This is a genomic window from Sulfitobacter sp. M85 (assembly GCF_029285915.1).
Classification (GTDB): Bacteria; Pseudomonadota; Alphaproteobacteria; order Rhodobacterales; family Rhodobacteraceae; genus Sulfitobacter; species Sulfitobacter faviae.
This window is the reverse complement of the sequence record NZ_JABECQ010000002.1, coordinates 101,386-116,309: the sequence shown is the minus strand read 5'-3', so window position 1 is coordinate 116,309 and position 14,924 is coordinate 101,386. Positions and strand designations below refer to the sequence as shown.

At 63.1% G+C, this 14,924-nt stretch carries 13 protein-coding genes; 4 read left to right on the top strand and 9 right to left on the bottom strand.

The window, feature by feature from the left end; translation table 11 throughout:
• Nucleotides 1-5 precede the first annotated feature (5 nt).
• The 6 genes from HKX24_RS04365 to HKX24_RS04340 form a co-directional block, all read right to left on the bottom strand.
• Nucleotides 6-446, bottom strand: coding sequence for a F0F1 ATP synthase subunit epsilon (locus HKX24_RS04365; protein ID WP_271693063.1), 441 nt, complete (start codon nucleotides 444-446; stop codon nucleotides 6-8).
• Between the two features lie 12 nt (nucleotides 447-458).
• Entirely contained in the window at nucleotides 459-1,883 is a 1,425-nt protein-coding gene (gene atpD / locus HKX24_RS04360) for a F0F1 ATP synthase subunit beta (protein WP_271693062.1), read from the bottom strand.
• Between the two features lie 18 nt (nucleotides 1,884-1,901).
• Nucleotides 1,902-2,783 carry a F0F1 ATP synthase subunit gamma gene (locus HKX24_RS04355; protein ID WP_271693060.1) on the bottom strand — a complete coding sequence of 294 codons (882 nt, stop codon included), beginning with the start codon at nucleotides 2,781-2,783 and terminating at the stop codon, nucleotides 1,902-1,904.
• A gap of 15 nt (nucleotides 2,784-2,798) precedes the next feature.
• Nucleotides 2,799-4,337, bottom strand: coding sequence for a F0F1 ATP synthase subunit alpha (gene atpA, locus HKX24_RS04350; protein WP_209218275.1), 1,539 nt, complete (start codon nucleotides 4,335-4,337; stop codon nucleotides 2,799-2,801).
• The gene (locus tag HKX24_RS04345) at nucleotides 4,338-4,898 is read right to left on the bottom strand and encodes a F0F1 ATP synthase subunit delta (protein WP_067262214.1); all 561 of its coding nucleotides are present in this window, start codon (nucleotides 4,896-4,898) and stop codon (nucleotides 4,338-4,340) included.
• A gap of 294 nt (nucleotides 4,899-5,192) precedes the next feature.
• Nucleotides 5,193-5,939 carry a class I SAM-dependent methyltransferase gene (locus HKX24_RS04340; RefSeq protein WP_067262215.1) on the bottom strand — a complete coding sequence of 249 codons (747 nt, stop codon included), beginning with the start codon at nucleotides 5,937-5,939 and terminating at the stop codon, nucleotides 5,193-5,195.
• Between the two features lie 63 nt (nucleotides 5,940-6,002).
• Here HKX24_RS04340 and gloB point away from each other — a divergent pair, with 63 nt between their 5' ends.
• The 3 genes from gloB to HKX24_RS04325 all read left to right on the top strand — a co-directional run bounded on the left by gloB (nucleotide 6,003) and on the right by HKX24_RS04325 (nucleotide 10,217).
• Nucleotides 6,003-6,770, top strand: coding sequence for a hydroxyacylglutathione hydrolase (gene gloB / locus HKX24_RS04335; RefSeq protein ID WP_271693058.1), 768 nt, complete (start codon nucleotides 6,003-6,005; stop codon nucleotides 6,768-6,770).
• Between the two features lie 175 nt (nucleotides 6,771-6,945).
• Nucleotides 6,946-9,267 (top strand): ATP-dependent Clp protease ATP-binding subunit ClpA, encoded by a 2,322-nt coding sequence (clpA, locus tag HKX24_RS04330; protein ID WP_067262217.1) that lies wholly within the window; start codon nucleotides 6,946-6,948, stop codon nucleotides 9,265-9,267.
• The gene (locus HKX24_RS04325; RefSeq protein WP_271693057.1) at nucleotides 9,264-10,217 is read left to right on the top strand and encodes a M23 family metallopeptidase; all 954 of its coding nucleotides are present in this window, start codon (nucleotides 9,264-9,266) and stop codon (nucleotides 10,215-10,217) included. Before clpA ends, HKX24_RS04325 begins: the two co-directional genes overlap by 4 nt.
• A 15-nt stretch (nucleotides 10,218-10,232) precedes the next feature.
• On the opposite strand, the gene HKX24_RS04320 is transcribed toward HKX24_RS04325, so the two are convergent.
• The 3 genes from HKX24_RS04320 to HKX24_RS04310 all read right to left on the bottom strand — a co-directional run bounded on the left by HKX24_RS04320 (nucleotide 10,233) and on the right by HKX24_RS04310 (nucleotide 13,845).
• Nucleotides 10,233-12,044, bottom strand: a complete 1,812-nt coding sequence (locus HKX24_RS04320; protein ID WP_271693056.1) for a peptidoglycan -binding protein — start codon at nucleotides 12,042-12,044, stop codon at nucleotides 10,233-10,235.
• Nucleotides 12,044-13,243, bottom strand: coding sequence for a biopolymer transporter ExbB (locus HKX24_RS04315; protein WP_271693055.1), 1,200 nt, complete (start codon nucleotides 13,241-13,243; stop codon nucleotides 12,044-12,046). Before HKX24_RS04315 ends, HKX24_RS04320 begins: the two co-directional genes overlap by 1 nt.
• A gap of 71 nt (nucleotides 13,244-13,314) precedes the next feature.
• Entirely contained in the window at nucleotides 13,315-13,845 is a 531-nt protein-coding gene (locus HKX24_RS04310) for a gamma-glutamylcyclotransferase (RefSeq protein WP_276153835.1), read from the bottom strand.
• A gap of 66 nt (nucleotides 13,846-13,911) precedes the next feature.
• Between HKX24_RS04310 and HKX24_RS04305 the strand changes: the two genes are divergently transcribed.
• The gene (locus HKX24_RS04305; RefSeq protein WP_271693053.1) at nucleotides 13,912-14,919 is read left to right on the top strand and encodes a DUF2125 domain-containing protein; all 1,008 of its coding nucleotides are present in this window, start codon (nucleotides 13,912-13,914) and stop codon (nucleotides 14,917-14,919) included.
• Nucleotides 14,920-14,924 lie beyond the last annotated feature (5 nt).

The following is a 14,924-nucleotide window of genomic DNA, read 5'->3' as shown; positions in this document are numbered from 1 at the left end:
ACGCATTACAGGTTGGGCTGCTTGCTCGACAGACCGATGTGATCGCCAACGGCAACCATGTCGGCCAGAAGCTTGGCCGCGTCATCCACGGGACCGGGCTCGTTCTCCCAGTTGTCCTTGGCGCGGGTGTAGAGGGCATGCGCCTCTGCCACCATGTCGTCCATCTGCTCCTGCGTCATGTCGGCACGCGCCACGGCACGTTCCGCCAGCACAGACACGCCGCCCTGACCGCCGATTTCGGCGAAGCCGCCGGTCACGACATATTCGGTCGTGCCCTCCGGCCCTTCCACGCGCAGAAGGCCCGGACGCAGGGTGGTGATGGTGGGCGCATGATCGGCCATGGCCGTCATGTCGCCCTCAGTGCCCGGAATCTGCACGGCCGTCACCTGCATCGATGCCAGCCGCCGTTCCGGCGAAACGAGGTCGAATTGCATTGTGTCTGCCATTGTCAGCGCTCCTTAAGCGGCGTCTGCCGCCATTTTCTCGGCTTTCGCCTTCACTTCGTCGATGCCGCCAACCATGTAGAAGGCACCTTCGGGCAGGTGGTCATACTCACCGGCAACCACGGCCTTGAAGGAGGCAATGGTTTCTTCCAGCGGCACCTGAACGCCGTCGGACCCGGTGAAGACTTTCGCCACGTCGAAGGGCTGGCTGAGGAAACGCTCGATCTTACGGGCGCGTGCCACGGTCAGCTTGTCCTCCTCGCTCAACTCGTCCATGCCGAGAATGGCGATGATGTCTTGAAGCGATTTGTAGCGCTGAAGCACCTGCTGCACGTCCGTCGCCACCTTGTAGTGCTCGTCGCCGATGATCAGCGGGTCAAGCAGACGCGAGGTGGAGCCGAGCGGGTCAACCGCAGGGTAGATGCCCTTTTCCGAGATCGAACGGTCGAGAACCGTTGTCGCGTCGAGGTGCGCAAAGGAGGTCGCCGGCGCGGGGTCGGTAAGGTCGTCCGCGGGAACGTAGACGGCCTGAACCGAGGTGATCGAACCGTTCTTGGTCGAAGCAATACGCTCCTGCATCACGCCCATGTCGGTCGCCAGTGTCGGCTGGTAGCCCACGGCCGAAGGAATACGGCCCAGAAGGGCGGACACTTCGGAACCGGCCTGTGTGAAGCGGAAGATGTTGTCGACGAAGAACAGAACGTCGGAACCGGATTCGTCGCGGAACTGCTCGGCCAGTGTCAGGCCGGTCAGGGCGATACGCATACGCGCGCCCGGAGGCTCGTTCATCTGGCCGTAGACCAGCGCAATTTTCGAATCGACGAGGTTATCGGGGACGATAACGCCAGATTCGATCATCTCGTGGTAGAGGTCGTTGCCCTCACGGGTCCGCTCACCCACGCCCGCGAACACGGAAAGACCCGAGTGCACTTTGGCGATGTTGTTGATCAGTTCCATAATGAGAACGGTCTTGCCCACGCCGGCACCGCCGAAGAGGCCAATTTTACCGCCCTTGGTGTAGGGGGCCAGCAGATCGATGACCTTGATGCCGGTGACGAGGATCTCCGTCTCGGTCGACTGGGCCGCGAACTCGGGCGCTTCGCCGTGAATGGCGCGGGAGTTGTCCGCGTTGACCGGGCCCTGCTCGTCCACGGCTTCGCCGGTGACGTTCATGATGCGGCCCAGGGTCGCGTTGCCGACGGGCACGCGGATCTGGTCGCCTGTGTCTGTCACCGCTTGACCGCGCACCAGACCTTCGGTCGCGTCCATCGCAATGGCACGCACAGTGTTTTCGCCAAGGTGCTGCGCCACTTCGAGAACCAGCGTCTTGCCTTGGTTCTCGGTGTGGAGCGCGTTGAGAATCTCGGGCAGGTCGCCCTCGAATTGAACGTCAACGACAGCGCCGATGACCTGTGTAATTTTACCGACAGCTTTTGCCATGTCGTGTCTCCGATTTGCTTACAGCGCTTCCGCGCCGGAAATGATTTCGATCAGCTCGTTGGTGATGACAGCCTGACGCGAGCGGTTGTACTCGATGGTCAGCTTGTCGATCATCTCACCCGCGTTGCGTGTGGCGTTGTCCATCGCCGACATCCGGGCACCCTGTTCGGATGCACCGTTCTCCAGCAGGGCCGAGAAGATCGCCGTGGCGACCCCGCGCGGCAGAAGGTCGGCCAAGACCGCCTCTTCGCTGGGTTCATAGTCGAACAATGTGGACGCTGCGCTGTCGTCGCCTTCTTCGCCGTCGAATTTGGCGGGGATGATCTGCTGCGCCGTCGGCGTCTGCATGACCACGTTGACGAACTTCGCGTAGAAGATCGTCGCCACGTCGAATTCGCCCGCGTCAAAGCGGTTCAGCACGTCCTGCGCGATGTTCTGCGCGTCGCCGTAGCCGATCTTTTTGACTTCGCTGAGGTCAACATGGCCCACCAGATGATCGCCCAGATCGCGGCGCAGCGCGTCGCGGCCTTTCTTACCAACGGTGAGGATTTTCACCTCTTTGCCCTGGGCCAGCAGATCGCGCGCATGGGCCTTGGCCTTCTTCGCGATGTTGCTGTTGAAGCCGCCGCACAGCCCGCGTTCGGCGGTCATGACCACCAGCAGATGCACCTTGTCTTCACCCGTGCCGCTGAGCAGCTTGGGCGCGCTGTCGGAACCGCCGATGCTGGCCGCGAGCCCTGCCATCACGGCATTGAACCGCTCAGAATAGGGACGCGAAGCCTCGGCAGCCTCCTGCGCGCGGCGAAGTTTCGCCGCGGCAACCATTTGCATGGCCTTGGTGATCTTGCGGGTCGATTTGACCGACGAGATCCTGTTCTTCAGGTCCTTGAGATTTGGCATTGCCTTATCTCCCGTTTAAGCGAAGTCGGCGGCGAAACCGTCGATGGCGGCTTTGATCTTCTCTTCCAACTCGCCTTTGACCTTGCGGTCGTTGTTGGTGATGTCCTTGAGAAGGTCGTCGTGCTTGCTGCGCAGATGCGCCAGCAGACCCGCTTCGAAACGGCCGACGTCCGAGATGTCCACCTTGTCGAGATAGCCGTGGGTACCGGCGTAGATCACGCAGACGATTTCGGAGTTGGTCAGCGGCGCGTACTGCGGCTGCTTCATCAGTTCGGTCAGACGCGCACCACGGTTCAGCAGCTGCTGGGTCGCGGCGTCGAGGTCGGAGCCGAACTGGGCGAAGGCCGCCATTTCGCGGTACTGGGCCAGCGACAGTTTCACCGGACCGGCCACCGAGGACATCGCCTTGGTCTGGGCCGAGGAGCCCACGCGGGACACCGACAGACCGGTGTTCACGGCGGGACGGATGCCCTGATAGAACAATTCGGTCTCAAGGAAGATCTGACCGTCGGTGATCGAGATCACGTTGGTCGGAATAAACGCGGAAACGTCGCCACCTTGGGTCTCAATGATCGGCAGCGCGGTCAGAGAGCCGTTGCCGGCCTCATCACCCAGCTTCGCCGAACGCTCGAGCAGGCGGGAGTGGAGGTAGAAAACGTCGCCCGGGTAGGCTTCGCGGCCCGGCGGGCGGCGCAGCAGCAGGGACATCTGACGGTAGGACACGGCCTGCTTGGAAAGGTCATCGTAGATGATCAGCGCGTGGCGGCCATTGTCGCGGAAATGCTCGGCCATCGCGGTGGCGGCATAGGGTGCGAGGAACTGCATCGGCGCGGGCTCGGAAGCAGTCGCAGCCACGACGATGGAGTAGTCGATGGCGCCGGTCTCTTCGAGCTTTTTCACCAGCTGCGCAACGGTCGAGCGCTTCTGGCCGATCGCGACGTAGACGCAGTACATCTTCTTGCTCTCGTCGTCGCCAGCGGCTTCGTTGACCTGAGCTTGGTTCAGCATGGCGTCGAGCGCGACGGCGGTCTTGCCGGTCTGACGGTCGCCAATGATCAGCTCACGCTGGCCACGGCCAATCGGGATCATCGCGTCGACGGACTTGAGGCCAGTGGCCATCGGCTCGTGCACGGATTTACGGGGGATGATGCCCGGTGCCTTCACGTCGGCGATGCCACGCTTGGTGGCGCCGATGGGGCCTTTGCCGTCGATGGGGTTGCCCAGACCGTCAACAACGCGGCCCAGCAGTTCGTCACCGATTGGCACGTCCACGATGGAGTTGGTGCGCTTGACGGTGTCGCCTTCGGTAATGTCGCGGTCGGAGCCGAAGATAACGACACCCACGTTGTCGGCTTCGAGGTTCAGGGCCATGCCCTGAATGCCGCCGGGGAACTCGACCATTTCACCGGCCTGAACGTTGTCCAGACCATAGACGCGGGCGATACCGTCACCGACGGAGAGAACGCGACCCACTTCGGCCACTTCGGTTTCCTGACCGAAATCCTTGATCTGGTCCTTCAGGATCGCAGAAATCTCTGCTGCTTGGATACCCATTTATCCGACCTCTTTCATTACATTCTGGAGGGAATTGAGCTTGGAGCGGATCGAGGTGTCGATCATCTTCGAGCCCACTTTGACGACAAGACCGCCGATGAGGCTTTCATCAACGGTCGCATGAAGTGATACTTTTTTGCCGGTGGAAGCGGTCAGCGATTTCGCCAGCTTGTCCGACTGTGTCTTCGTCAGTGCTTTGGCCGTTGTGACCTCGGCAGTGATTTCGCCTTTGGCTTCGGCAATGGTCTCGCGCAGCGCTTTGACCAGGGCGGGCAGCGCGAACAGGCGGCGCTTTTGCGCCATCAGTTGCAGCGTGTTCGCCATGGTCTTGGTCAGGCCCATCTTTTCGGCCAGCACCTTGATCGCCTGCTCCTGCTCTTCGCGGGTATAGAGCGGCGAAGTGGTCAGGCGGCGAAAATCGTCGCTGTCGTTCAATGCCGCTTCAAGCGCGGTAAGATCGCCCTCGATGGCATCGACCTGATTGGCCTCGCGGGCCAGATCGTACACGGCTGTCGCATAACGTTCCGCGATACCGGTGGAAATGGAAGCAGGTTCGGACACGTCCATCCTCTCGTTCAATAAGCGCCGGATATGCGAAGATGTCGCGTCACCAGCAGTTGGCGCGGCTTGAAGTTACCCAAGACGTCTAAATCAGGGGCGATGTAGCAGACAGGTTCACGCCCGGCAACACAGTATAGGCAGGTAATGTCGCGGCGTGCTGCAATATTGCCAGGGCTGCGGCCTATCGCGGCTCTTTGCCGCAGAAAAATGCCACCCCGACCACCGCTGGAGCGGGCCCACGAATCCAGCCCCCTCGCCCGCTGCATGCGCTAAGTCTACAAGGCGCTGAGGCGTTTAGACCGGTTTGGCCTGCGGCTCTGCCATCCCCTCCAACACCCCGATAGCGCGCCTTGCGGTGCTGCGTTGCGGGCGGCCCCGCGGCGGGTAAACCAGTTTCGTGGCCTCCACCAAGATCGCGCCGCCGCCCATCATCGTCGGCATCTGCCGTCCGATTTTCTCGAACAAAGGCGCCGATTTCATCCAGATTCGCTGCTGCGACGGGAACTGATAAAGCGCGCCAAGGTGCCGTTCGGGCAGGAACTGATGCTTGCGCAACTGCGTCTCTAGCTGCCCCGGCGAATAGGGCCGCCCATAGCCGAAAGGCGTGCGGTCGCGCCGCGCCCACATGCCCGCGCGGCTTGGCACGATAAACAGCGCCTTGCCCCCCGGCCCCAGCACACGCCAGCATTCGTCCAGCAGCTCGCTGGGCCGTTCGGAGGTTTCGAGCCCGTGCATCAGCACCAGCTTATCCACCGCCCCCGTCTCGACCGGCCAAAGCGTCTCTTCCGTCAGGACCGAGGTGTTGGGCATCCCCGCCGGCCAAGGCATCACCCCCTGCGGGCCGGGCATCAAGACCATCACCCGCCGCGCATCCGCCAGATAGGGGCGCAGCAGGGGTGCGGCAAAGCCAAAGCCGACAACGGTCTGGCCCTTCGCCTCGGGCCAAAGCTCCAACAACCGCCCGCGCAGGGATTTCTGCGCCGCACGTCCCAACGCGCTGCGATAATAGAAATTGCGCAGATCCTGTACATCAAGATGCATTGCAGCCCGCCTTGGTGAGTGTCACTCTTACCGGACCATAACAACACAGCGAGGTAAGACGCCATGGCCTTTGATCTGGTCACGATTCCCTGTCTGTCGGACAACTACGCCTTTCTGCTGCGTGACCATGACAGCGGCGCGGTGGCGCTGATCGACGTGCCCGAGGCCGCGCCGATCATGGCAGAGCTTGACCGCCGCGGCTGGACGCTGAGCCAAGTCTGGTTGACCCACCACCACCCCGACCACGTTCAAGGTCTGGCCGAACTGCTCACCCGCTTCCCCGCCGAGGTGATCGGCGCCAAGGCCGATGCCCACCGCCTGCCCCCGCTCGACCGCGCGGTGGCCGAGGGTGACAGCATCAAGCTGGGTGCGCTTGAGGCCCAAGTGCTCGACGTATCTGGCCATACCGTCGGCCATATCGCCTTTCATGTGCCCCAAGCCAAGGCGGCCTTTACCGCAGACAGCCTCATGGCGCTCGGCTGCGGCCGCCTCTTTGAAGGCACGCCCGCGCAGATGTGGGAAAGCCTGCAAAAGCTGGCCGCCCTGCCCCGTGACACGACGATCTGCTCGGGCCATGAATATACCGCCGCCAACGCAAAATTCGCCCTGACCGTTGATCCGGACAATCCCGCCCTTATATCAAGGGCCAAGGACATCGACAGCGCCCGTGCCAAAGGGCAGCCGACCGTCCCCTCGTCGCTTTCACTGGAACTAGAAACCAATCCCTTCCTGCGCCCCGCCGACCCGGCCATTCGCGCGACCTTGGGGATGCCAGACGCCACCGACACGGAAGTGTTCACCGAAATCCGCAGGCGAAAAGACCAGTTCTGAGCGCCTGCAATCATGGCTTAAAGTCCTCGCTCACGGCAAATGTGACCGATTCGGACCAGAATCTTCTTGAAGATGGGCCATGATCAACCAAACTCTAATACTATGAGGCCATGGTCGGACCGAGGCCTGAGACATCTCAGCACCTCACCGACCCCGATCGAAAAGGAGCACGCCCGTGCCTTCATTCTCGACTACACTTGAGCAGGCAATCCACGCGGCCCTCGCGCTGGCCAATGCCCGCCGCCACGAATTCGCAACGCTTGAACATCTGTTGCTGGCCTTGCTCGATGAACCCGATGCCGTGCAGGTCATGAAAGCCTGTTCCGTCGATGTCTCTGACCTGCGCGATACGCTGGTGGAATTCGTCGACGATGATCTCAGCAATCTGATCACCGACATCGACGGTTCCGAAGCGGTGCCAACGGCGGCTTTCCAGCGCGTGATCCAGCGCGCCGCGATCCATGTGCAATCTTCGGGCCGGACCGAGGTGACGGGGGCCAACGTGCTCGTCGCCATTTTCGCCGAGCGTGAGAGCAACGCCGCCTATTTCCTGCAAGAGCAGGATATGACCCGTTATGACGCGGTGAACTTCATCGCCCATGGTGTCGCCAAAGACCCGGCATATGGTGAATCCCGCCCCGTCACAGGCGCGCCCGAGACCGAGGAAGAGGCCCAAGGCGTCACCGATGGCGACAAGAAGGAATCCGCGCTGGCGAAATACTGCGTGGACCTCAACGCCAAATCCCGTGAGGGCGACATCGACCCGCTGATCGGCCGCGAGGGCGAGGTTGAGCGCTGCATTCAAGTGCTCTGCCGCCGTCGCAAGAACAACCCGCTTCTGGTGGGGGATCCCGGTGTCGGCAAGACCGCCATCGCCGAAGGGCTGGCGCGCAAGATCGTCGCCGGTGAAACGCCTGAGGTGCTGGCCAATACCACGATCTACTCGCTCGACATGGGCGCGCTCTTGGCCGGCACCCGCTACCGCGGTGACTTCGAAGAGCGGCTCAAGGCCGTGGTGACCGAGCTTGAGGATCACAAGGACGCCGTGCTTTTCATCGACGAGATCCATACCGTGATCGGTGCCGGTGCCACTTCGGGCGGCGCAATGGATGCCTCCAACCTGCTGAAGCCCGCACTTCAGGGCGGCAAGCTGCGCACCATGGGCTCCACCACCTATAAGGAGTTCCGCCAGCACTTCGAGAAGGACCGCGCGCTGAGCCGCCGGTTCCAAAAGATCGATGTGAGCGAGCCTTCGGTCGAAGACGCCACCAAAATCCTCAAGGGTCTCAAGCCCTATTTCGAGGAGCATCACAGCGTCAAATACACCTCCGACGCGATCAAGACCTCCGTTGAACTGGCGCATCGCTACATCAACGACCGCAAGCTGCCCGATAGCGCGATCGACGTGATCGACGAAGCCGGTGCCGCCCAGCACCTCGTCGCCGCTTCCAAGCGCCGCAAGACCATCGGCACCAAGGAGGTCGAGGCCGTGGTGGCCAAGATCGCCCGCATCCCGCCGAAGAATGTCTCCAAAGACGATGTGGTGGTGCTGAAGGATCTGGAAAGCTCGCTCAAGCGGGTGGTCTTCGGTCAGGATGACGCCATCGTGGCGCTGTCTTCGGCGATCAAACTGTCCCGCGCGGGCCTGCGCGAGCCGGACAAGCCCATCGGGAACTACCTCTTCGCTGGCCCCACTGGGGTCGGCAAGACCGAGGTCGCCAAGCAATTGGCCGACACCCTCGGCGTGGAACTGCTGCGTTTCGACATGTCGGAATATATGGAGAAACACGCAGTTAGCCGTCTGATCGGCGCGCCTCCGGGCTATGTCGGCTTTGACCAAGGCGGCATGCTCACCGATGGCGTGGACCAGCATCCGCATTGCGTGCTGCTGCTCGACGAGATGGAGAAGGCGCACCCGGACGTCTACAACATCCTGTTGCAGGTGATGGACCACGGCAAGCTGACCGATCACAATGGCCGCACGGTGGATTTCCGCAATGTGGTGCTGATCATGACCTCCAACGCGGGTGCTTCCGAACAGGCCAAAGCGGCAGTGGGCTTTGGCCGCGACCGCCGCGAGGGCGAGGATACCGCCGCGATCGAGCGGACCTTCACGCCGGAGTTCCGCAACCGTCTGGACGCCGTGATCTCCTTCGCGCCGCTGCCGAAGTCGGTGATCCTGCGGGTGGTCGAGAAGTTCGTGCTGCAACTCGAAGCGCAGCTGATGGACCGCAACGTGACCATCGAGCTCTCCAAGAAGGCCGCCGAATGGCTTGCCGACAAGGGCTATGACGACAAGATGGGCGCGCGTCCCTTGGGCCGTGTGATCCAAGAGCACATCAAGAAGCCGCTGGCCGAGGAACTGCTCTTTGGCAAGCTGGCCAAGGGCGGTGTCGTCAAGGTCGGCGTCAAAGATGATGAGTTGACGCTCAAAGTCTTGGGCAGCGAAAGCAAGCGTCTTTCCGGTGATCGCCCCCCGCTGCTCACCGCGGAATGATCTCTCGGGCCGCACTGGCCCTGATCCTCTCCTCCGCCAGCCCTGCGCTGGCGGAGGATTTGCAATTGGCCTTCCCGCTGGATTGCACCCTTGGGCAGGACTGCCACATCCAACAATATATGGACCGCGATCCGAGCGGTGACGCGCGGGACTACCGCTGTTCCGGTCTGACCTATGACGGCCATAAGGGCACGGATTTCGCCCTGCCCGACCGCGCGGCGATGGCGGCGGGTGTGACTGTGCGTGCGGCGGCGGCGGGGGTGGTTAAAGGGCTGCGGGACGGGATTCCAGATGGTGCGCCGCTCTCGGAGGTCCAAGGGCGCGAATGCGGCAATGGCGTGGTGATCGACCTCGGCCAGGGATGGGAGATGCAATATTGCCACCTCCGCCGCGGATCGCTCCGCGTGCAGGAAGGGCAGGAGGTGGCGGTTGGCGACGCCCTCGGCCTCGTTGGCCAGTCCGGCAAAGCGGCCTTTCCGCATCTGCACCTGTCGCTGCGCCATCACGGCCAGCCCGTCGATCCATTCGCGCCCGAGGGCCATAGTTGTGACGTCGAACCGCGCGAAACCCTCTGGCAAGACACCCCGCCCTACCACCCCGGCGGGCTGATTGCGCTTGGCTTTGCCGACCGCGTGCCCAGCTATGATGAGATCAAGGCGGGCGAAGCCCATCGCGACAGCCTGCCCAAAGAGGCCCCTGCCTTGGTCATCTATGGCTACAGCTATGGCACGCAAAAGGATGACGTGCTGCGCCTCAGCCTCGCGTGGCCAAAAGGCACGGTCATCGAAAGGGATGTGGTGATGGAGAAGCCGCAGGCGCAAGCCTTCCGCGCCATTGGCAAACGCGCGGCTTCTGCGCCATGGGCAGCCGGGCGCTATACGGGCAGGGTCACCCTGCTGCGTGAGGGCCGTGTGATCGACGAAAAGACTGGCGTTCTGACCCTGCGATAGGCCGGGACTGCCTGCCTACTTTTCAGTAAACTTCAACTCGATCCGCCTGTTCTGCGCCCGCGCAGCCTCGGTATTGCCCTCGGCTACGGGCTGATACTGGCCAAAGCCATTTGCGGCCAAACGATCCGGCGCGATGCCGAGGAAATTTACCATATATTTGACCACCGACAGCGCCCGCGCTTGGCTGAGTTCCCAGTTGTCCGCAAACTCCCCAAAGCCGGAAAGCGGCACATTGTCGGTGTGACCATCGACGCGGATCACCCAATCGATCTCGGGCGGGATGTCGTCCACAACGCTGCGCAGAATGCCCGCCACCTTGGCGATCTCACCCTGCCCGTCTTGGCTCAGCACCGCACTGCCCGGCGCGAAAAGCACCTCGGAGGAGAAGACGAAACGGTCGCCTTCGATCCGCACACCCTCCTGATTGCCCAGCAGATCACGCAACCGCCCAAAGAATTCCGAGCGGTACTGGGCGAGGTTCTTACTCTCTTCCTCAAGCCGCTTGCGCTCTGCCGCCTCCAATTCGGCGCGGCGGCGTTCCTCCGCCGCGACCCGCGCCAACGCGGTGTTCAACTCGGAGCCAAGCGATTGCAATTCCACCGATTTCGCCGCATCCCGCGCCACTGCGTCATCGAGCAGCGCCTGTAGGTTCCCCAGTTGCGCGCGCAGTTCCGCGACTTGCTGGTTCAACAACTCAGTCTGCCGCTGCGCCGCCGCGCTCACGGCTTTCTCCTCGGCCAGCGTCTCTTCGGCCTGCGCCAAAAGGGCAGCGCGGCGTTCGGCGGCAGTGGTCTTATCCTCGGCCAAAGTCTCCGCCGCGATTTTTGCCGCCAGCGCCTGCGCCAGACGTTCGCGCAGGTCCTCTTCGGTGCCTTCTGCGGCGTCCAACTCTTCGGCGAGCGCGGCGCGCTCGGCCTCCAGACCCGCGCCGCTCTCCTCCAGCCGCTCCATCCGCAGCAACGCTGCGGCAAGCTCACTGTCGAGATCGCTGCGCGCCGCGCGGGCAGCGGCCAAAAGAGTCAGCGTCTCTTCGGCCTTCTTGCGCTGCGTCTCAAGCGAGAGGGTCATGGCCGTCAATTCCGCATCCGCATCCTCCAGCCGGTCGCGCAGGGCCTGCGCCGCTGCGGCTTCGGCCAGACGGGCGGCTTCCTCGGCGCTGAGCGCCTCTTCGGCCTCCGCCACCTCGGCATTGAGGGCGTCGACTTCGGCCTCGGCTTCGGCGTTTTGCGCCCGCAGATCGGCCACCAGCGCATCCAACGCCTCGCGTTTCGCGGCGGCAAGCCGGGCCGTTTCTGCCTGCGCGTCGATCTCCTCCCGCGCGGTGCTAAGCGCGAGGTTCAGCGCCTCTTGCTCATCCAACAGCGCGGCTTCGCGGTCTTCCAAATCACCGATGCGCGCCTGATCTTCCGCCTGCGACGCCAAGAGCGCGGCCACCCGCGCCTCAAAGCCGGTGATCTCGGCCTCCGCCGCCTGCAAGGCAGCCGCTTGCGCTTCGCGTTCAGAGGTCAGCCCGGCGATCACCGCCTCTTGCCGCGACACCTCATCACGCGCGTCGTTTAGCGAGGCATTCAGCGCGCCGAGCCGAGCCTCCAAACGCGCGGTGGTGCGTTCCTCGACGCCAAGCGCTTGGGAAAGGGCCGCGACCTCTCCGGCCAGTTCGTTAAGCTCGCTTTCCTGCCCGCTGATCCGCTCTGTCAGGACGAATTGCACCACCATGAAGATGGTCAGCACGAACATCAGAACCAGCAAGAGCCCGGTCATCGCATCGACGAACCCCGGCCAGATGGAGCCCTGAAACCGTGCGCCTGTCCGCCGGGAAAGTGCCATTACTGGTCCCCGCCACCGGGAATATCGCTGGCCCGCAGGCGGCGGGCCTCAGGGGCGCGGTGCCCGGAGAGCGCCTTGGCCAGCAAAGAGATATCCTTGCGCAATTCGGCCATGGTTTCCTGCCGCCCGGCAGAAATCTCTTCCAAGATACGCAGCATCTGCACGTCGATGGAGCGCAGGCGCATCCGGCTTTCTGCGTCGATCCCTTCGCCCGCAACCTGACCTTCGAGCGTGGCGATCAATCGGTCTTGCCCATCTGCCACCCGCTCCAGCGCGCTGTTGGTGGTCGTGTCATGTTCCATCCGCGTGGTCATCCGGTCCACGGCATCGGCCAGCTTGCCCAGCTTGTCGTCGACCATGGCGCGGCTGACGTCTGATTGGGTGAACATCTGCTGCATTTCAGCCATCTGTTCGACCATCTGATCCATCACGCTGGCCATGATGTTCTGATCGCTCACATCGTCGCCCGAGGTCAGCCCGACCCGCGTGATGGAACTCAGCCAATCTTCCAGCTCTTGATAAAAGCGGTTTTGCCCGTGGCCCGCAAAAAGCTCCAACAGCCCGACGACGAGAGAGCCCGCAAGCCCCAGAAGCGAGGAGCCGAAGGCCACGCCCATGCCGCCCAACTGCGCCTCTAGCCCGGTCATCAGACGGCCAAAGACATCGACGCCCGCCTCCCCCTCACCGGGGGCGAGGGAGCGGATCGTATCGACCACCGCCGGAACGGTCGTGGCCAGCCCATAAAACGTCCCCAGAAGGCCGAGGAAAATCAACATATTGACGATATAGCGCGTGATCTCGCGCACTTCGTCGATGCGCGAGGCGACGGAATCGAGGATCGACCGGGTGGAGGTCGTACTGACCTGCATCCGCGCGCCACGCTGGCGCAGAAGAGACGCCAAAGGCGCCAGCAATTGCGGCGGTTTGGCATCGGGTTCGGCATTGCCAGCGGCGAAATCCTCGATCCAGCGGACCGAGCCGATAAGCTGCATCACCTGATAGAAACAGGCCAGCACACCGACGATGAAGACAAAGATGATGACCCCATTCAGCCATGGGTTCGCGGCAAAGATCGGCAGCACCCGGGGCAGCGCCAGAAAGACCCCGGCCCCCGTGAGGCCGAGCGCGATCAGCATCAGAGAAATCTGACGCACCGGTTGTGAAAACTGCGGTTTTGCCTTGCGGTCTGGCTGTGCCATGCGGCCTTTCCTGACCCTTTGTTCTGCTCTTGCCGCAGCTTACACTGAAACGGCAAAGAGTTGCCAAGTTTTTATGAGGTCAAAGCCTTCACCCGGTCATGCAACCACTCCAACGCGGGGTCATGCAAGCCCACTTCGAACAGATGCACGGCAGTGTTGATTAAATACTCGGTATTGGGCCCGCGTCCGCCTACGGCGCGGGCAATGATCTGCGCTTGTTCTTCCAAGGGCAGGCCACCGCAATATTGATCATGCGCCGCGTCGATCACATAGGTCACCGCCTCCACGTCGCGGCCATCGGTCAGATGCACGGTGAGGTTTTTCTCGACATAGGCCGAAGAGATCAGCTCACGCTCGCGCAGGTACTCCAGCGTCTGCGCCTCATGCCCCGCAGCCACCCGCATCGCCATGCCTTCGCAGGCCGAGCGGACGGATTCGTCGAGCGCCAGCACCAGCCCCGGCTGTTCGACCGTGCCCCGGTGATGGATCGAGCGCATGCAGAACGAACGGGCATAGCCCGGCAGCGTGGCGATCACGCTTTCCGCTACCTCGAATCCGGGGTTCCACAAGAGGCTGCCATAGCCAAATACCCACATTGTCATCCTGCTGGTCCTTTCTGCTGGCCTTCGGTAAACCGCATCTGAAGCACGATTTGAAGGGCTATCGAAATGCGGAAATTGGTTTGGCTGCTGATTGTGCTCGCCGCACTTTGGGGCGCGTGGTGGGCTGCCGCCACGACGCAGATGCAAAGCACCCTGACCCGCCTGCTCGACACCCGCCGCGCGGCGGGTTGGGAGGTGACGCTCAAAGACATCGACAAAGCGGGCTTTCCCCTGTCCTTGCAAAACCGGCTGAGCGGGTTTGCCGTGGCAGACCCGGCCCGCGGTCTGGCATTTGAGGCCCCGCAGCTTGATCTCTCCGCCCCGGTCTGGTGGCCCGGTGATCTCTCGGCCCGCGCGCCTGTTGCGGCGGCCGACCTGCCCGCAGGCGCATTGCCCCTGACGCTGAAGATGCGCGACCTGCGCGCCGATCTGGAACTGCATCCCGGCACCTCGCTTCAACTGGAGGCGATGGAGCTTCGCAGCACGCATCTTGAGGTCGACGGGCCCGACGGGCTGCTGCTGGAGGCCGAAGAGCCGCGGATGCGGATCGCGCAATCGGGCAGTGCGGCGCGGGATTATGACATCGCGCTGCTGCCCGGCGGCATCACCCCCGGCCCCTTGCTGCGCAAGGTTTTGGGCGATGGCGCGGGCCAGCCCGGCGGGCAGCCGATCCTCTCGGCGCGGATGGCCGTGACCTTTGCCCACCCGCTGGACCGGCACAGCGCGATGGCAGGCACCCCGCCGCAGATCGACGCGCTGACGGTTGAGAATGTGGATGCCGCTTGGGGCGAGGTGGCTTTGGGCGCCGAAGGGGCGCTGACCTTTGACGCCGCGGGCATTCCCGATGGGGTGCTGAGCCTGCGGGTCACCAATTGGTCCAAACTGCTCGACGCGGGCGAACGTGCGGGCTTTCTGCCGCCGTCGATGCGCGGGCAGGTCGACACCATGCTGCGGCTGTTGGAAGCGCGGGGCGGCACGCCGGGCGGATTGGACCTCGACCTGATCTTTACGGATGGTCAGATGATGCTGGCGGGGATCCCGCTTGGCCCTGCGCCGCGGTTGGTTCAGCCCTAACGGCC